General features: G+C 70.7%; 16 protein-coding genes. 6 read left to right on the forward strand and 10 right to left on the reverse strand.

What is annotated here, in order from left to right; all coding sequences use genetic code 11:
* Nucleotides 1-56 precede the first annotated feature (56 nt).
* Both AB0878_RS33700 and AB0878_RS33705 read right to left on the reverse strand, forming a co-directional pair.
* Complete coding sequence (locus tag AB0878_RS33700) at nt 57-1,592, reverse strand: glycerol-3-phosphate dehydrogenase/oxidase (RefSeq protein ID WP_366584250.1); 1,536 nt, start codon at nt 1,590-1,592, stop codon at nt 57-59.
* Nucleotides 1,589-2,233 (reverse strand): TetR/AcrR family transcriptional regulator, encoded by a 645-nt coding sequence (locus AB0878_RS33705; RefSeq protein ID WP_366584251.1) that lies wholly within the window; start codon nt 2,231-2,233, stop codon nt 1,589-1,591. The genes AB0878_RS33700 and AB0878_RS33705 overlap by 4 nt, the downstream gene beginning before the upstream one ends.
* Before the next feature lie 16 nt (nt 2,234-2,249).
* On the opposite strand from AB0878_RS33705, the gene AB0878_RS33710 reads away from it, so the two are divergent.
* The 3 genes from AB0878_RS33710 to AB0878_RS33720 all read left to right on the forward strand — a co-directional run bounded on the left by AB0878_RS33710 (nt 2,250) and on the right by AB0878_RS33720 (nt 5,870).
* Nucleotides 2,250-3,860: an FAD-binding oxidoreductase gene (locus AB0878_RS33710; RefSeq protein ID WP_366584252.1), complete on the forward strand. Its 1,611-nt coding sequence runs from the start codon at nt 2,250-2,252 to the stop codon at nt 3,858-3,860.
* 289 nt (nt 3,861-4,149) lie between these two features.
* Nucleotides 4,150-5,247 (forward strand): S-(hydroxymethyl)mycothiol dehydrogenase, encoded by a 1,098-nt coding sequence (locus AB0878_RS33715; RefSeq protein ID WP_285972164.1) that lies wholly within the window; start codon nt 4,150-4,152, stop codon nt 5,245-5,247.
* Nucleotides 5,248-5,255: 8 nt separating this feature from the next.
* Nucleotides 5,256-5,870 (forward strand): gamma-glutamylcyclotransferase, encoded by a 615-nt coding sequence (locus AB0878_RS33720; protein ID WP_366584352.1) that lies wholly within the window; start codon nt 5,256-5,258, stop codon nt 5,868-5,870.
* Nucleotides 5,871-5,922: 52 nt separating this feature from the next.
* Here the strand turns inward: AB0878_RS33720 and AB0878_RS33725 are convergent, their stop codons facing one another.
* Nucleotides 5,923-7,185 carry a peptidase C39 family protein gene (locus AB0878_RS33725; RefSeq protein ID WP_366584253.1) on the reverse strand — a complete coding sequence of 421 codons (1,263 nt, stop codon included), beginning with the start codon at nt 7,183-7,185 and terminating at the stop codon, nt 5,923-5,925.
* Between the two features lie 122 nt (nt 7,186-7,307).
* Here AB0878_RS33725 and AB0878_RS33730 point away from each other — a divergent pair, with 122 nt between their 5' ends.
* Nucleotides 7,308-8,036, forward strand: a complete 729-nt coding sequence (locus AB0878_RS33730) for a hypothetical protein (protein WP_366584254.1) — start codon at nt 7,308-7,310, stop codon at nt 8,034-8,036.
* Between the two features lie 55 nt (nt 8,037-8,091).
* On the opposite strand, the gene AB0878_RS33735 is transcribed toward AB0878_RS33730, so the two are convergent.
* The 7 genes from AB0878_RS33735 to AB0878_RS33765 form a co-directional block, all read right to left on the reverse strand.
* Nucleotides 8,092-8,475 (reverse strand): PaaI family thioesterase, encoded by a 384-nt coding sequence (locus tag AB0878_RS33735; RefSeq protein ID WP_366584255.1) that lies wholly within the window; start codon nt 8,473-8,475, stop codon nt 8,092-8,094.
* Nucleotides 8,476-8,527: 52 nt separating this feature from the next.
* Nucleotides 8,528-10,255: a TIGR03767 family metallophosphoesterase gene (locus AB0878_RS33740; protein WP_366584256.1), complete on the reverse strand. Its 1,728-nt coding sequence runs from the start codon at nt 10,253-10,255 to the stop codon at nt 8,528-8,530.
* A gap of 150 nt (nt 10,256-10,405) precedes the next feature.
* Entirely contained in the window at nt 10,406-10,897 is a 492-nt protein-coding gene (locus AB0878_RS33745) for a DUF4190 domain-containing protein (protein WP_366584257.1), read from the reverse strand.
* 140 nt (nt 10,898-11,037) lie between these two features.
* Entirely contained in the window at nt 11,038-11,820 is a 783-nt protein-coding gene (locus AB0878_RS33750; protein ID WP_366584353.1) for a carbohydrate ABC transporter permease, read from the reverse strand.
* Nucleotides 11,821-11,864: 44 nt separating this feature from the next.
* A complete protein-coding gene (locus AB0878_RS33755; protein WP_366584258.1) occupies nt 11,865-12,779 on the reverse strand; it encodes a sugar ABC transporter permease in 915 nt (304 codons plus the stop codon).
* Complete coding sequence (locus AB0878_RS33760; RefSeq protein WP_366584259.1) at nt 12,776-14,080, reverse strand: sugar ABC transporter substrate-binding protein; 1,305 nt, start codon at nt 14,078-14,080, stop codon at nt 12,776-12,778. The genes AB0878_RS33755 and AB0878_RS33760 overlap by 4 nt, the downstream gene beginning before the upstream one ends.
* Nucleotides 14,081-14,180: 100 nt before the next feature.
* Entirely contained in the window at nt 14,181-15,809 is a 1,629-nt protein-coding gene (locus AB0878_RS33765; protein WP_366584260.1) for a long-chain fatty acid--CoA ligase, read from the reverse strand.
* A 464-nt stretch (nt 15,810-16,273) separates the two neighbouring features.
* Between AB0878_RS33765 and mihF the strand changes: the two genes are divergently transcribed.
* The gene (gene mihF, locus AB0878_RS33770) at nt 16,274-16,585 is read left to right on the forward strand and encodes an integration host factor, actinobacterial type (RefSeq protein ID WP_204093133.1); all 312 of its coding nucleotides are present in this window, start codon (nt 16,274-16,276) and stop codon (nt 16,583-16,585) included.
* A gap of 92 nt (nt 16,586-16,677) precedes the next feature.
* The gene (locus tag AB0878_RS33775) at nt 16,678-17,838 is read left to right on the forward strand and encodes an isochorismate synthase (protein WP_366584261.1); all 1,161 of its coding nucleotides are present in this window, start codon (nt 16,678-16,680) and stop codon (nt 17,836-17,838) included.
* Nucleotides 17,839-17,870: the final 32 nt, after the last annotated feature.

Here is a 17,870-nt window from a genome sequence, read left to right on the forward strand (position 1 = left end):
AGTGGTGAGTCCCGCGCCGCCAACTCTAGCGAACGGCGCGGGCCCTCTCCCGCTGTTCAGGACAGTCCGGCCAGGGCCTTCTCCACGAGCTCCGCCACGCGGGCGCGGGCGGCCTCGGCCTCGGCGGGCACGAGCGACAGGCGGGTGCGGCGTTCGAGCACGTCTTCGACGTCCAAGGCGCCTTCGTGACGGACGGCCCAGACGACCTCCGCCGCGGTGATCTGCGTGCCGTCGAAAAGCGGAGCGGCGAACGCCCGGTCGACCTCGCCCAGGGCGGCGACGCGGGGAGCTTCCGTGCCGTACTTGGCGACCAGGCGGGCCGGGGCGTCCACAAGGGACAGTCTTGCGCGCGGGGCCGCGCCGAGCAACGGCAGCCGCGCGGTGCGCGACGGACCGGCGTGCAGGCCCGAGTGCGCCAGTGCCGCGTCGACGGCGTCCTCGGCCATGCGGCGGTAGGTGGTGAGCTTGCCGCCGACCACGGTGAGCACGCCGTCGGTGCCGGTGACCACGGCGTGTTTGCGCGAGAGGTCGGCGCTGCTGCCTGCGGAACCGGCGACCAGGGGACGCAGGCCGGCGTAGGAGCCGATCACGTCGGCGCGGGTCAGCGGCCGGGCGAGCACCGAGGACGCCACGGACAGCAGGAAGTCCACATCGGACTCCGGAACCTCGGGCACCGGCGGGATCTCACCCTCGATGGGCTCGTCGGTGAGTCCCAAGTAGACGCGGGCGTCGACCTGCGGCAGCAGGAAGACGAACCGGTTGCTTTCCCCGGGCACGGCGACGTTCACCGACGTCCCGCCCACCGAGGCGGTGCCCGAGGCGAGGACCAGGTGCGAACCGCGCGACGGCCGCAGCCGCACGGCGTCGGTGAGCGTGCCCGCCCAGACGCCGGTCGCGTTGACGACCTGGCGTGCGTGGAGGTCGTACTCCGCCGAGCCTTCGCGCACGCGCACGCCGGTGCCCGAAAGCGACACGGCCTCCAGGTGCGTGAGGATCCGGGCGCCCAGCAGTGCGGCCGTGCGGGCGAGGTTCACGACCAGGCGCGCGTCGTCGACCAGGGCGCCGTCGTAGGCGAGCAGGGCACCGCGCAGGCCGGCGGGCGCGAGGCCCGGGGCCAGCGCGACGGCCTCGGCCACCGGGATCTGCCGGGGTCGCGGCAGCACCGACGACGGCGTGCGCGCGGCCCGCCGCAGCGCGTCACCCGCGCGCAGACCGGTGGCGATCACGGTCTGCTGCGCGCGGGAAGTGCTGGGGTACAAGGGGAACAGCTGCGGCATGGCGCGCGTGAGGTGCGGCGCGGTCCGCGTCATCAGGATCCCGCGCTCGACGGCGCTCTCGTGCGCGAGCCCGAACTCGCCCTTCGCGAGGTAGCGCAGGCCGCCGTGCACGAGCTTGCTCGACCAGCGGGAGGTGCCGAACGCCAGGTCGTGGGCCTCGATCAGCGCGACCGACAGCCCGCGAGCCGCCGCGTCGAGCGCGATGCCCGCGCCGGTGACGCCGCCGCCGACGACTATGACGTCGACTCGCTCACCGTTCGTGAGCCGGTCGAGCTCACGTTCGCGGCGGCGTGCGTTCAGTGAACCTGTACTCATGGCTTGAGCGCTGCGTCGACGAGGTACCGGAACTCGTCGAGCAACGCCTGCTCGTCGAGGTCCGCGGTGGCGGGCCGCAGGGAGAACGCGAAGGACTGCACGACCAGCAGGATCGAGCGCGCCTGCGCGGTGACCTCGGCCTTGCGCACGGAACCGTCGCGGTGCCCGGCCTCCAGCAGCGAGCGCAGCACCTGTTCGGCGAAGATCTGCGTGGCCCCGAGCCGCTCCACGATGTAGGGCAGCACGAGCTCCGGGTCGACGTCCAGCAGCGTGCGGAACAGCGGGTCGGCCGCCAAAGCGCTGACGCCGGCCGCCGCGATGAGCACGAGGCGCTCACGGGTGCTGGTCGCGTCGTCGCCCGCGTGGCTGGCGTGTTTGAGCAGGCCGCTGAACTCGCGCGTCATCAGCGCGGCGAGCACACTGCGCACGTCGGGGAACCGGCGGTACACGGTCATGCGGCTCACGCGCGCGGTGCGCGCGATCTCGGCGAGCGTGGTGCGCCGGACGCCGACCGCGAGCACGCACTCGCGCGCGGCGTCGAGCAGCACGTCGTCGGCAACGCGCGCCGAAGTCTGCCGGCTGCGGGCCCCCGCGAGGGCCGAGGGAGTCTCTCCCGGTGGGGAGTGACGTTTGACGTCCATATGTCACACTGTAGTCGTGAGTGATCTCATAAACCACCGCATCCGGCAGTCGTGGACCGGCGACGGCGCTGGCGCCGCCTCGCTGCCCGATCGGGCGGTCCGGTGGCTCGGCCAGCGTATCGGCCCGGTGGGTGCTGATCGAGGGCGAAAGCCGGATTCCGTCCCGAACCTGACCGGTTCGGTCCTTCCCGGCCAGGCCCGCGAGGACCTCGCGGCCGTGGTCGGTGCGGAGAACGTGCTGGTCGACGCCGGCTCGCGGCTCGAGCGCGCGGGTGGTCTGTCCTATCTGGACCTGCTGCACCGTCGACTTGGCGACTCGGTGCCCGCGCCCGACGCCGTGGTGCTGCCCGCTTCGCCCGAGCAGGTGCAGGCCGTGCTCGAGGTCTGTGTGCGCCACGACGTGGGGGTCGTGCCGTTCGGCGGGGGCACGTCGGTGGTCGGCGGCGTCGCGGCGCTGCGCGGCGACAAGGCGGCGGTGATCGCGCTCGACCTGGTGCGGCTCGACGCGCTGGTGTCGGTGGACGAGCAGTCGCACCTCGCCGTGCTGCAGGCCGGCGTGCGCGGGCCCGAGGCCGAGCGGCTGCTGGGTGAGCACGGGTTCACGCTGGGCCACGTGCCGCAGTCGTTCGAGCGCGCGACCATCGGCGGCTTCGCGGCGACGCGCTCGGCCGGGCAGGCGTCGGCGGGCTACGGCCGCTTCGAGGACATGGTCGCCGGCGTCCGCGTGGCGACGCCGCAGGGCGAGTGGCGGCTCGGGGTCGCGCCCGCGTCGGCGGCGGGGCCGGACCTGCGGCAGCTCGCAGTGGGCAGCGAGGGCGCACTCGGCGTGATCACCGAGGTTGCGCTGCGCGTGCGGCCGGTGCCCGACTCGCGCCGGTACGAGGGCTGGGTGGTCGACGGCTGGGAGCGTGGTTCCGAGGCCATGCGCGCCCTCGCCCAGAACCACGCGACCGCCGACGTCACGCGTCTGTCCGATGTGGACGAGACGGCGGTGTCGTTCGCGCTGAACGCCGGCCTGAAGACTTCCGCACTGCGGGCGTACCTGGCCGCTCGGGGTGTGAAGCACCCGTGTCTGCTGATCGTCGGCTGGGAACGCGATGTCCAGGCCCGCCGGCGCCGCACGGCACGGTTCCTGCGCCGCGCGGGCGCCGTGCGGATCGGCACGGCGCTCGGCGAGTCGTGGCGCCACGGCCGCTTCTCGGGCCCGCGCCAGCGTGACGCGTTGATGGACCTGGGGGTGTGCGTCGAGACCCTGGAGACCGCCGCGTACTGGTCCCGGCTCGACGACCTGCACGACGCCGTCCGCGCGGCCTTGGTCGCCTCGCTCGGCCGCGCCATCGTGATGTGCCACGTCTCGCACGTCTACGAGACCGGCGCCTCTCTCTACTTCACCGTCCTGACCTCCCGCGACGACACCGACCCGGTCGGCCAGTGGCAGCGCGCCAAGCATGCGGCCTCGGAGGCGATCGTCGGTCTCGGCACGATCACGCACCACCACGCCGTGGGCGTCGACCACGCGCCCTACCTGGAGCCGGAGATCGGCGCGCTGGGGCTGTCCGTGCTGTGCGCCGCGAAATCCGCGGTCGACCCGACGGGGATCCTGAACCCGGGAAAACTGCTCGGCTGAGCCGGCTCGACCGGCCATGGAGCTCGCGTGGCCGGCGTCGCCGTGAGCCCCCGCCTGGCGGACCCGGCACGGGACGAGCGGCTTTCCCGCGAGCCGACGGGGTTCCGCACCGTCCGGGCGATCCCGACCCGCGGCTCGGCTGGAGCACAACCCCCGTTTGCCGAGAGTGAAAACAATCCCGTGCACTTCGTCGCCGAGATGCGACACCCACGCATCGTGGTATGGCCACGTGTGCATGTTCCGTGATTAGCTGCCCCGGCAAAGCAATGGTGCAGGGAAGGATGAGCGCATGCCGTACGAGGTCCAGGGGATCGTGTCCCGCGCGAAGGGCGAGCCGGTGGCGCTCGAGACCGTGGTGGTGCCGGACCCGGGTCCGGGCGAGGCGGTCGTGTCGGTGCAGGCCTGCGGGGTCTGCCACACCGACCTGCACTACCGCGAGGGCGGGATCAACGACGACTTCCCGTTCCTGCTCGGCCACGAGGCCGCGGGCCGGGTCGACAAGGTCGGCGCCGGGGTCACGGACATCGCGCCCGGCGACTACGTGATCCTCAACTGGCGCGCCGTCTGCGGCACGTGCCGGGCGTGCAAGCGCGGCAAGCCGTGGTACTGCTTCTCCACGTTCAACGCCGAGCAGCCGATGACGCTCACCGACGGCACGAAGCTGTCGCCCGCGCTGGGCATCGGGGCGTTCCTCGAGAAGACGCTCGTCCACAGTGGACAGTGCACGAAGGTGGACGAACGGGCCGAACCCGCGGTGGCGGGCCTGCTCGGCTGCGGCGTGATGGCGGGCCTCGGCGCGGCCATCAACACCGGCGCGGTGACGCGCGGTGACTCCGTGGCCGTGATCGGCTGCGGCGGCGTGGGCGACGCGGCCATCGCGGGCGCTCAGCTGGCCGGCGCGACCACGATCATCGCCATCGACACCGACGACCGGAAGCTCGAATGGGCCAAGGGCTTCGGCGCCACGCACACCGTGAACAGCAAGGGCCTCAGCCAGGACGCGGTGGTGGCGGCCATGCAGGACGCCACGCACTCGTTCGGCCCCGACGTGGTCATCGACGCCGTCGGCCGGCCCGAGACGTGGAAGCAGGCGTTCTACGGCCGTGACCTCGCGGGCACCGTCGTGCTGGTCGGCGTGCCGACGCCGGACATGCGCCTCAACGACCTGCCCCTCATCGACTTCTTCGGCCGCGGCGGCTCGCTGAAGTCCTCCTGGTACGGCGACTGCCTGCCCTCGCGCGACTTCCCCATGCTCGTCGACCTGTACCTGCAGGGCCGGCTGCCGCTGGACAAGTTCGTGACCGAGCGCATCGGCGTCGGCGACGTGGAGCAGGCCTTCGAGCGCATGCACCACGGCGACGTCCTCCGCAGCGTGGTGGAGTTCTGAGGCTTTTCATCGACGCCGACTACCCGGCCGTCCCCTACCCCGGGGCACGGCCGGGTACGTCGTTCGTCCACGTCGACGGCGCCGGTTATCCCCTTTCGTCCGCGCCGGCCGGCTGGCGCGACCGCCTGCCCGTCTTGGCGTACGGCTCCAACGCGTGCCCGTCGAAGATCACCTGGCTGCGTGACGAGCTCGGCCTGACCGGTCCTGTCGTGGCCGTCCGTGTGCGGTGCACCGGGCTGGCCGCGGTGTGGGCCTCCGGGCTACGCAAGGTCGACGACCAGCGCCCCGCCACCCTCACCGCACTGCCGGGCGCCGAGCACCACTTCCTGTGGTTCGTCACGCCGGAGCAACGCGCGGTCCTCGACGTCTGCGAAGGCCGCGGCACCCGCTACCACCTCGCCCACCTGGACGGCTACTCCGTCGAGACCTCCGACGGCGCGCGCGTCGAGGGTGTCCACGCCTACGTCGGCGCGTCGGCCGTCCGCTACCCGCTCCTCGTCGACGGCCACCCGGTCCGCGTCGCCGACGTCCCCCAGGCCGAGGCCGCCCTGCTCCTCGGCGAGCCCGCGGGCGAGCACGGCCTGAAGTGCACGGTGGTGGAACCGGAGCAGATCTTCAGCTGAGCAGCTTGCGCCGTTCGATCCGCCCGGGTCCCGCCGTCGGTGTCTGCGCGGCTCAGGCCGGCGTCACGATGTAGACCACTCCGCCCGGCCCACCGGCCACGCTGCCGTCCGCCGTGTAGCGCTTCGTGCGCTGCCAGATCTTCTCGAACTGGTCGCGCTTGTACACGTTGCGCACGCGGGCGTCGGTGCTGGAGGCTGGGTCGTTGACGATCACGTCGCCGGCCTGGGTGAAGCCGACGACGACCATGATGTGGCCGGACGTGCCGTAGCCGGCGCCGTCGAGCTCGTCGGAGAGGAACGACTGCGAGGTGATCACGGGGATGCCGCGGGCGATGTAGTCCTCGAGCTCGTTGAGGTCGTGCAGGCGCGTGATGTGACCGCGCAGGCCGAGTGAAGCGGCGTACGCGGTGTTGAACGGCCAGTTGCCGGTGCCGTCGTAGGCGTAGTCGTAGGTGTTTCGCGCGGCGTAGACGACGGACGGGTCGAGGTAGTCCGACGGGATCCAGCTCATCTGCTGCGCGGTCGGCTTCTTGCCCCAGTACTCGGCGACCATTTCGGTGGACGTCGGGCTGCACCAGGCCTCGCCGCCGCCACCGTACTGCGGGAACTGTCCTTTGTGGATGTTTTGCGCGTACGCCGGCACCTTCAGCTCGATGCCCCGCGCGCGGCCCGGCTTGGTGGTCGCCACGTCGAAGCGGTCCGGGACGTTCGAGGTCACGGCGCCGAGCGTGGACACCGTCGGGGTCACCCGCGTGCCCGCTTCGCGGTAGAGGCTCACGCGCAGCTGGTACGAGCGCAGCGTGACCCCCGTCTTCGTGGCCAGCGTGTCGACGTCCACCGACGCGTTGTCGTCACTCTGGCCGTCGACGCTCGTGCGCTGGATGTCGGCGTCGCCGCTGGCCCAGCGGCCCATCACGTACCAGGTCGTCTCCACGCCCGCCGACGTGCGGCCCTTCGCCTCGACCTCCAGCCACGTCTTCGCCGGCGTCAGCGCGTTCCACGACGCGATGAGCTGCGTCGCGTCGAACCCCTGCCGGAACAGCGGCGACGTCCACGAGCCGTACTCGTAGGTCTTCGTCGTGCCCAGCCCCGGCTCGGAGTGCTCGACGGTGCCCGCGGGCCGCGTGATGCGCAGCCCGTCGCGCCCCAGCCCCAGCCCGTCGAGGCGGCCCGCGGCGAACGCCCCGCCGGACCACTCGTGGTAGTTGATCGCCTCGTCGTTCGCCGGACGCACCGGCGCCGCGTCGGCGACCTGCGTCGCTCCTGCCGTCACCATGGCGATGGACAATAGCGTGATCAAGCTCCGCACCCGCATGCCGTGCTCCGTCCCCGAGACCCCAGTCGTAGCGAGAGATTTTCGCCGGTCGAGGCGGGTTCGTAAAGAGCCGACCAGAGCAAGGCGGCGAAATCGGTGGTGGTCGCTGGGACGATGAGCGCGTGCTGAACCCGTTCACCGAGCTGTGGTCACCCGCGCCGGCCACCGCCGTCGACTGGCTGCGCGAGCTTTCCGGCGAAGACGGCCTGACCGGATTCATGCCGCCCTCGATGCCGGACGCCGCCTGGGTGCTCAACGCCCTCTACGAGCACGAGCGAGGCCCGGTGGACCTCACCTACCACGAACACCACCAGGCGCAGATCGCCGAAGGTGTCGTCGAACCGCACATGATCGGCGACTTCGACCTCGACGCCGTCTCGGTGACCATGGGCGGTGGGCTGGGCCGCTCGGAGCACCCGGGGCCCGGCCGGCGGCGGCTGCGCTGGGCGGAACTCGCCGAACGTGTCGGTGATCCGATCGTGCCGGACGGGCTGCTGCCCTGTTTCCGGTGCTTCCCCTCGGCCACGAAGGAGGGCAGCTGGCCCCTCGGCATCATTCCGCCCACCGAGGGTGCCCTGGATCGCGAGACCTGGACCCGGCTGATCGGCCTCCTCGTCGAACACAGTGGTCCCGACACCCCGTGCGTTGCCTTCTTCGGCCCGGCAACTCGGCGGTTCGAGGACTACGAAACCGTCCGGGTCCTCACCGGACGCCTCGGCGACGCCGCGGTCCTCTACGACGACCCCGAGACCTGTTTCAGCCCGTCCAATCTCTGGGCCGCGGACCACTCGTGGTGCTTTGCACCGACTACGATCTCTGGGGCACCAAGGTCGCCGGCTCGCCGGAGCTGATCGGGACACTCCTCAACGACACCGAACTCGAAGCCGTCCGGCTCCCGTGGGCGGCCTAGAGCACCGCCTGCGTCTGGGTCACCTTCGCGACCAGTTTCCCCTCGTCGTCGTGGATTTCGGTTTCCACGACGACCACGCGGCGGCCCGCGTGCAGTGGCCGGGATGACGCGACCGCGTGCCCCGCGCGGACCCCACGCAGAAAGTTGGTCTTCGACTCCAGTGTGGTGGTGCCCGAAGCGCCCGGTGGCAGGTTGAGGAACGCGCACACCGCGCCCGTCGAGTCGGCCAGGGACATGAGGACGCCGCCGTGCAGGGTGCCGCCGAGGGTGCACAGGGCGGCGTCCCACGCGAGGCGGGCGCGGACGAGGTCCGGGGCCTGCGAGAGTGCCTCGATGCCCAGCCGCTCGGCGAACGGCATGGTCTGGAACAGCTCGGTCATGCCGAACACCTAACCGCAGCCGGGCGCACAGCGTCGATTACCCGCGAGGTAATCAGCCGAGCGGGTTGGTGAGCAGCAGCTCTGTGTTGTGGTCGCCGTCCGAGCCGACGCGGCCCAGGTCCACGTGGATGTCGTTGTACGAAAGCTCGCGGTAGAGCGAAGCCAGGGCGGAAGGCGTGCGCGCGGAGTAGTCCACGGCGTAAGGCGCGGCAGCTTCGATGAGCGTGGTGAAGATCGACAGGGTGCCGTCGCCGTTGTCGGCCAGCTCGAGGATGCGCGCGTGCTGCGGGAAGTCGACGTGGGAGGCGGTGTTGATCTCCCAGAAGCTCTGCGCGGGCGTCTTGCCGACGTGCGGGGTGATCTTGTTGAGGTGCGTGTGGCCGTTGACCCACGCCACCACGTTAGGGAAGCGGTTGAGCAGCCCCACGAACGCGTCGCCGTTCAGGCGCGGCTCCAGCAGGTGGCGCGAGTCGGGCAGGAGGTTGCCCATGGTGTCGCTCGTGTGGTGGCTGAACAGCACGAACAGCTCGTCGGTCACCGACTGCTTGACCTTGCGGCCGAAGAAGTCGTAGTACGTCGAACAGTTGCGCTTGAGCGTCGACTCCACCCAGTTGAACTGGCCGAGCCCGATCGAGCCGTCGGCGAAACCGCCCAGCGTCGTGGTGTCGAGGCTGATGCCGGTGACGCCCGGGGCGATGCGGAACGTGTAGTAGACGTCGCGGCCGTCGGCGTTGTTCTCCGAGAAACCGTGGCCGACCGGGCCGGGGCCGGTGTTGCCGGACTCCAGGTGCGCGGTCACGAACTCCGCCGTGGTGAACGGCCGCCGGCGCGCGTCGGGTGTGACCTCGCGGATCGTGCCGGTGCCGCCGAACAGCTCGGTCAGCGGCACGCTCTTGCCGCCGTTGATGGCCGCCCCGAGCTTCTTCGCGGTGCTCTCGTCCTTGCCGATCACCTTGTACCGGCTCGTGTACCAGGCCTCGATGCCCGGGATGCCTTCCGGCAGGGTGCCGACCACGCTGTCGTCGTGGTTGCCGAACGTGCAGAACCACGGCACGTCCAGCCCGGGCGCGGTGAACGGCGCGATCCCCGCTTCGAGCAGGCCCGGCAGCTGTGGGAAGCCCTTCTTCGAGTAGTCGTCGTCGAGCGGGGTCGACGGGTTCCAGAACGCGTCGTTGCCCGACGCCTGCACCCCCTCGTACCGGCTGGGGTCACCGGAGTTCGGGGTGATCGCGCCGCCGTTGAGGCTGGTCAGGAACCAGTCGAGCTCCAGCAGTTCGTGGTTGTCGGTGTTGTCGCCGGTGGTCACGAGGAAGTCGAACGGCCGGCCGGTGAACGGTCCCTTCGCGACGCTGTTCACCCGCTGCACCAGCGCGCTCGTCGCGGCCGCGCCGAGGGCTTCCTGCGGCCGGTGCGCCGAGCTGACGTACGGGTGCAGGTACTCGAACCGCGCCGGCGACTCGGTGTCGGTGATGTGCAGGTCGGTGAACTGCACGAACGCGCCCAGCGCCGTCCGGCGGTCGTCGCGGCCGTCCTTCGGGGCGGCGAGTTCGCCGCGGACGACGAGCGGCCAGCCGGGGCCGCCGGTGAGGCGCGAGTACGTGGCCGTGCCGGGGGAGACGGCGGTGGCGACCTGCTCCAGGGTGGTGCCGGCGGTGCTGACGGTGCGCGAGGCCGTGCGCTTGAGCGCCCGGTCCAGCGCGTTGGCGGTCGGGGTGCACAGCAGCAACCCCACGCCTGCGGCACCTGCCGCGGTGAACGTCCGCCTGGTCAGCTGGGCCATCTTCGCTCCCCGGTGTCGGCTGCCCAGCACGCTGCCGGACGGCGGTGGAACTCCGGTGAACGCAATATGAATCTCGCTCACATTCACCGTGACAGTGCGGCTGACACTGTCACATCCACCGCGGTTCGGCTACCCGACGAAGGTGTGGCTTCAGCAGTAGAACGCGCACGACGTGCTCGTCGCCGCGATCGCCACGAAGAACAGCACCAGGAAGATCACCGCCGGGATCGCGGCGATGATCCCGCACACGAGCCCGGCGATCCCCATGCCCTGACCCGTGTAACCGGGCTTCTGCGCCTGCACCATGCCGGCCCACGACAGCCCGATCGCCGTGAACGCCGCCACGACGTCCCAGAACGGCACCCAGAATGTGATCAGCGCGAGGATCCCGATGATCATCCCCGCGATCGCCATGCCACTCGTCCGCAGCGGCACGTAGCCGGGGAACGGCCCGTACGGCATTTGCTGCGGTCCCGAGTACGGCCCTGAATACGGCGCGGGATACGGCCCCGAAACCGGCGCGGAGTACGGCACGGGCAGCGGCGCCGAGGGCTGCTGCTGGGGCTGCTGGGGCGTCGGGTAACCGTCGGCGCCGTAGAACTGGCCCTCTTGGTGGGGCTGCTGCTGGTACGGATCGGTCATCGGGCGCTCCAGGTTCCGGACGTCGGGTACAAAGAGCTTATGGGGGATGGGGTGGTCGTCGGGGGCGGAATCGGCGGATTGACCACCGCGATCGGGTTGTCCCGGATCGGGTGGCCCGACCCGGTGCTCGGCCGCGCGGCTCAGCCCTTCAGCCCCGACTCCGTGACCCCGCGCACGAGGTAACGCTGCAGGAACGCGAACAGCAGCACGATCGGCAGGATCGACACCGCCGCGGCGAGGAAGAGCAGGTTCAGCTGCGGGTTCTGCGACGTCAGCAGCCCGGAGAGCGCCACCTGGACCGTCCAGGAGTCCGGCGACTGCGCGATGATCAGCGGCCACAGGAACGCGTTCCAGCTGCCGATCACCGAGATCACGGCGATCGCGGCGAAGAAGCCGCGCGAGTTCGGCACCACGATGCGCCGGAACACACCCCAGCGCGTGAGCCCGTCGACGCGGCCGGCTTCCTCCAGCTCACGCGGGAAGTCCAGGAAGTACTGGCGGAACAGGAACACGCTGAACGCGCTGAACAACCCCGGGATCACCAGGCCCCGCAGGTCCGAGAGCCAGCCCAGCGTGGACACCACGACGAAGCTCGGCACGAACGTGACCGACGTCGGGATCATCAGCGTCGCGAGCACCGCGTAGAACACGGTTTTCGAGTGCCGGTAAGGGATCCGCGCGAACCCGTAGCCGGCGAGCGAGCAGATCACCAGCAGCCCCACCGTCTGCAGCGTCGCCACGACCGCCGAGTTCAGCAGGCTCCGCGCGAACGGCACGTCCTCCAGCGAGAACAACCGCGAGAAGTTCTCCCAGTGCACCTGCCGGGGCCACAGCGTCCAGTTCGGCGCGGTGATCTCCGCGCGTGAGGCGAGCCCGTTGCGCAGCAGCAGGTAGAACGGCAGCAGGAACAGCACCGCCGCCACGATCAGCGCGGTCCAGCGCAGCACGGCCCGCACCACAGCGCCGTTCACGAGAGGGCACCGCGATCGAAGCGGAACAGCCGACCCTGCAGCAACGTCACGAGCGCGATGAGCAACGCCAGCAGCACCGCGCCCGCGCTGCCGCGGCCCAGGTCCTGGCCGCCCGAACCCAGCGACGTGTAGTAGAGGTACACCAGCGGCGGCCGCGCGAACGGCGGATAACCGCGGGAGTCGCCCATGATGTTGTAGAACTCGTCGAACGCCTGGTACGCGTTGATCAGGTTCAGCAGCAGCACGGCCACGGACGTCGCTCGCAGCTGCGGCAGCGTGATGTGGCGGAACACCTGCCAGCCCGGCTTCGCGCCGTCGAGCCAGGCCGCTTCGTAGAGCTGGCCTGGAATCCGTTGCAGCGCGGCGAGGAACAGGATCAGGTAGAAGCCCAGCTGCAGCCACAGCCGAGCGGTCACCAGCACGATCCAGTACAGCGGCGGGTCGACCGTGCCCGTCCACGCCACCGGGTCGGCGCCGAACAGGCCGAGCACGGTGTTCGCGAGCCCGTAGCGCACGCCGGAGAACAGCGACGTCTTCCAGATCAGCGAAGCCACCACGTACGAGCACGCGAACGGCAGGAAGAACACCGACCGGAAGAACGCGCGCGCGAACCTCAGCTGGTGCACGCCCACGGCGAGCGCGAGCGACAGCACGAACGTGAGCGGCACGATCACGACCGCGAACACACTGAACGTGCCGAGGCTGGCCAGGAACGGCCCGTCGGTGAGCATGTGCGCGTAGTTGTCCAGCCCCACGAACACACTCGGCGTCACGGTGTTGCGCGCGTCGAAGAAGGACAGGTACACGCTCCAGCCGATCGGCAGGTACGCGAAAACGGCCAGCCCGATCAGGAACGGGCCGACGAATCCCCAGAACGCCAGCGTGTCCCGGGTCCTCCGGGACAGCTTCATCCGAACAAGCGCTTCAGCTCGGACTGCGCGACCGTCACCGCCGCCTTGGTCTGCGCCACCGGGTCGGCGCCCTCCTTGGCGATCTTCGCGACGGCGTCGGACAACGCCGTGTTCGCCTGCTGGGTCCACACGGGACCGCCGACGAGGTGGCTGTTCTCCTTCACGAACCGCGCGACGTCGGCGGCCGGGCCCGAGCGCAGCGTGTCGGCCTTGTCGATGAGGCTCTGGCGCGCGGGCACGTGGAAGCCGAAACGCGTGGCGAACTCCAGCTGGTCGGCCGTCTGGTCGATCCAGAGCCACTTCACGAACGCCTTGGCCTCGGCCACGTGCTTGCTCTTCGCGTTGACCATCGCGCCGTACGCGCCCACCGGCACCGAAGGTGCGCCGCTGTTGTCCAGCTTGGGGAAGGGCAGCACGGCGAAGTCGTCGTTGAACGCGTCGCGGATCTTCGGCATGTTCCACAGCCCGGTCCACTGCATCGCGCACAGCCCGTCGATGAAGGCGCCCGGGTCGGACCAGTCGGTGGGCGCGCCGAGCAGCAGGGAGCTGTTGGCGTTCAGCGTGCGCAGCTTGCCCAACGCGGTGGCCGCGCGCGGGTCGTCGAAGCCGACCTCGCGGCCGCCGGGCTTGAGGTAGTCGAGCCCGGACGACCACAGCAGCGGGCCGGTGAGCGTGGCGACGCCGCCGTCGTTGCCCGCGAACAGGCCCTTCACGCCGTCGCGCGAGAGCTTGCCGGCGGCGTCCACCAGCTCGTCGACGGTCTGCGGCGGCTGCACGCCCGCGGCCTGCAGCAGGCTCGGGCGGTAGAAGAGCACCTGGGTGTCGGTGGCCTGCGGGATGCCGTAGACCTTGCCCTCCACGGTCTGCGCGGCCAGCACGGCGGGGCTGAAGTCGTTCTTCACCGGGCCGATGAGGTCGTCGAGCGCCACGACCTGGTTCTGGCGCACCCAGTCGATCTTCACCTGGGCCTCGAACACGTCGGGCACGGCGCTGTTCTGCAGCGCGGTCACGATCTTCGAGTCGTAGTCGCCCGGGTTCCACTGCACCTTCACGGTCGCGCCCGGGTACGACGCCGCGTAGCCGCGCACGGCGTCCTGCACGCCGTCTTCGCCGTACGCGTGGTACCACTGCTGCAGCGTCACCTTCGCGGGTGCTTGCGAGGGCGGTGGTCCGGCCGACATCGCCGTGGACGGCGGCGGGTCGCCCGGGCGCCCGGTGTTCGAACCGCACGCGGCCGCGACCGCGCCCACTGCCGCCGTTCCCGCCAGGGCGAGGAACGACCTCCTGCTGCGTGACTGCATCCCCGTACTTCCTCCGACGTGCTCCGACGCCTGTCTTGAGAGCGTCAGACTCCCTCAAGACAGGCGCCGGATGATCCGCGACTCGCCGGAGAATTACCCGTTAGAGCTGTGAGATGTCGAGCTTTCCCTCTGAGTAGGACGCGCGGATCCGCTTCTTGTCGAACTTGCCGACGCTGGTCTTGGGCACTTCGTCCACGAAGGTCCAGTTCTCGGGCAGCTGCCACTTCGCGACCTTGTCGGTCAGGTAGTCGCGCAGCTCCTCCGCCGTCACCTTCTGGCCTTCCTTCACCACGACGGCCACCAGCGGGCGCTCGTCCCACTTCTCGTCGGGGATGCCGACCACGGCCGCCTCGGCGACGGCCGGGTGCCCCATGACCTGGTTCTCCAGGTCGACCGACGAGATCCACTCGCCGCCGGACTTGATCACGTCCTTGGCGCGGTCGGTGAGGGTGAGGTAGCCGTCGGGGCTGATCTTGCCGACGTCACCCGTGCGCAGCCAGCCGTCGTGGAACTTCTCCGGGTCGATGGCGTCGCCGCCGTAGTAGGCACCGGCGATCCACGGGCCCTGCACCTCGAGCTCGCCCACGGCCTCGTTGTCCCACGGCAGCTCTTCGCCGTCGTCGCCGATGAGCCGCGCGGCCACCGACGCCGGGAACCGGCCCTGCGTGTAGCGGTAGGCCCAGCGCTCCTCGCCGGTCGCGCTGCCCGGCGGACGCGCGACGCTGCCCAGCGGCGACGTCTCGGTCATGCCCCACGCGTGCAGGATCGGCACGTCGTAGCGCTCCTCGAACGCGTGCATCAGCGAAGGCGGCGCCGCCGACCCGCCGACCACGACCTCGCGCACGTGGGAGATGTCCTGCGGGTTCGCGTCGAGGTGGGCGAGCAGGCCCTGCCAGATCGTCGGCACAGCCGCCGCGAAGGTCGGCTTCTCGGCCGCCAGCATCGCCGAGATCGGCGCCGGCTGCAGGAAGCGGTCGGGCATGAGCAGCGACGCGCCGACCATCATCGCCGCGTACGGCAGGCCCCACGACATCGCGTGGAACATCGGCACGATCGCCAGCGCGGTGTCCTCCTGGGCCAGCCGCATGCTGTCGGTCATGCAGACCTGCATCGAGTGCAGCCAGATCGAGCGGTGCGAGTAAACGACGCCCTTCGGGTCGCCCGTCGTGCCGGACGTGTAGCACATCGCGGCGGCCGAGCGCTCGTCGATCTCGGGCCAGTCGAACTCGCTCGGCTGGGCGGCCAGCAGCTCGTCGTAGGAGTGCACGGTGATGCCGTCGGGCGCCTCCAGCGTCGAGGCGTCGCCGTTGGCCACGATCACGTGCTTGACCGTGGTGAAGTGCGGCAGCTGCTTGGCCAGCAGCGGCACGAGGGTGCCGTCGACGATCACCACGTGGTCCTCGGCGTGGTTCGCGACGAAGGTGAGCTGCTCGGGGAACAGGCGGATGTTCAGGGTGTGCAGCACCGCGCCCATGGCCGGCACGGCGAGGTAGGCGGCCAGGTGCTCCGCGTTGTTCCACATGAACGTGCCGACGCGCTGGTCGCCCGTCACGCCGAGGCCGCGCAGCGCGTTGGCCAGGCGGGCGGCGTGCTGCCCGAGCTCGGCATAGGTCTCCCGGCGGGCTTCTGAACCGGTCCAGGTGATGACTTCGCTCCGCGCGTGGACCTTGGTGCCGTGGCGCAGCAGCTTCGCCAGCGAAAGCTGCCCGTCCTGCATCGTGCTCAACATGGGTGAACTCCCGTGGTGCTCGTTCGCCGGTGAACTGGGGTGCCGCCGACTCTAACGGCGGACCGGGCGCCGGGGCATGGTCAACTCGGGCAACCGTTCGGTCACGGCCGTCCCCGTATCGGGTGGCGGCCTCCCGTGGTCATGATCAACTGTCTACCGGCATTTTCCTTGCAGGGCAACAAAAAATGGCGTCGTAACCGTGTTGAAATAGAGCCTCATTCGGGTGAGGGAATGGTGTCGAAAACGAGGGACGTCTGACGTTTCCGCAGGCTGCGAGGGGTCCCTTCGTGACTTGTCCACCGGGTGGTCGGAGGGTGATAAGTGCGTGTCGGTTGCGCGCTCTTCGAGGGTGTGGCGTTTACTGGGGCCGTGGTAAGAGACGGCTGGCCAGCGCTTGCGCTTGCAAGCATCGGAAAAAAGCCGTCGGCCGCGCAAGCGGAGACCTGAGAGGAAAGGACACTACGTTGGCTCTGCCCACGTTGACTCCGGAGCAGCGCGCCGAGGCCCTCGCCAAGGCGGCAGAGGCTCGTAAGGCGCGTTCGGAGCTGCTCGCGTCGATCAAGTCCGGCACCACGAGCATCGAGAAGGTGCTCAAGCAGGCCAAGGAGAACAAGACCATCGGGAAGACGAAGGTCACCCAGCTGCTCAAGGCCGTCCCCGGCCTGGGCGCGGTCAAGGTCGCCGCGCTGCTCGAGCAGGCGGGGATCGACCCCGACCGCCGGGCCGCGGGCCTCGGCGAGCGCCAGCGCGAAGCTCTGATCGACGCGCTGAAGTAGCACTCCGGGACGACCGCGGGGAAAGTGCGCCGAAGGTGTTCTTCTGGCAACACTTTCCCCGCGGAGCTCCCGGATCCTGGGACGCTGGAGCGGTGACGACCAGTACCGCACCGGCGACCCCGGTCGAGACAACCGTCCGCTACCAGCGCGGCGACTTCCTGTTCGCGACGGCCCGGCGAGCACTCCTCGCCCAGGGTTCGGTCGCCGCCGTGACCGACACGGATCCACGGCGGCTGGCCAGGACCGTGGTCGAAGAGCTGACCAGCTCGGGTGTGCCGCTCGCGGTCGGGGTGCTGCCCTTCGACACCGGCCCGGGCACGACCACGCCGGGTCACCTCGTCCTGCCACGCACGGTCCACCGGGCACAGGCCGAGGGCGAAGGCAGTGCTGTCGCCGCGTCCGAAGACCTGCCCGCCCCGGCGGTCACCCGTGAGGTGCCGTCCGAGGAGGGCCACAAGGCCAACGTGCGGGCCGCCGTGGCGGCCCTGCGCGACCGTGGCCTGCGCAAAGCCGTGCTCGCCCGCGCGCTGGAGCTCGAGTTCGCCGCGCCGGTGCCGGTGCCGGTCGAGAAGATCGTGCGCAACCTGGCCCGCGGCAACCCGCGCCACTTCACCTACGCCGCCGAGCTGCCCGGCGGGCGCACGCTCGTGGGCGCCACGCCCGAGCTGCTGCTCTCCCGCGCCGGCGACTCCGTGTACACGACCCCGCACGCCGGGTCCATGCCGCGCTCGGCGGACCCCGTCGCGGACCGCGCCAACGGCGAGGCCCTCCTGGCGTCCGACAAGGACCAGGAAGAGCACGCCGTGGTGATCGACTACGTCGTGGAGGCGCTGCGGCCGTTCTGCCGCAAGCTCGACGTGCCGCCGGCCCCGGAGCTCGTGTCGACACCCGCCATCTGGCACCTGCGCACGGCCATCACCGGCGAGCTCGTCGACCGCTCCGTCACCGCTCTCGACCTCGCCGCGGCCCTGCACCCCACGCCCGCCATCTGCGGCACCCCGACCGGCGCCGCGCGCGACCTGGTCCAGGAGCTGGAGCCCTTCGATCGCGGCTACTACGCCGGCACCGTCGGCTGGGTCGACGCGGCGGGCGACGGCGAGTGGGCCGTGGCGATCCGCTGCGCGGAGGTGGCGGACACGTCGATGCGCCTGTACGCGGGCGGCGGCATCGTGCCGGCCTCGGACCCGCAGGCGGAGTTCGACGAGACGATCGCGAAGTTCCGCACCCTGCTGGGCGCGATGGGCCTCGACTAACCGACCGCCCGCTGTCCCGCCTCGCGCCGCCT

Origin of the sequence: Amycolatopsis sp. NPDC047767 (genome assembly GCF_040704195.1) — a bacterium.
Classification (GTDB): Bacteria; Actinomycetota; Actinomycetes; order Mycobacteriales; family Pseudonocardiaceae; genus Amycolatopsis.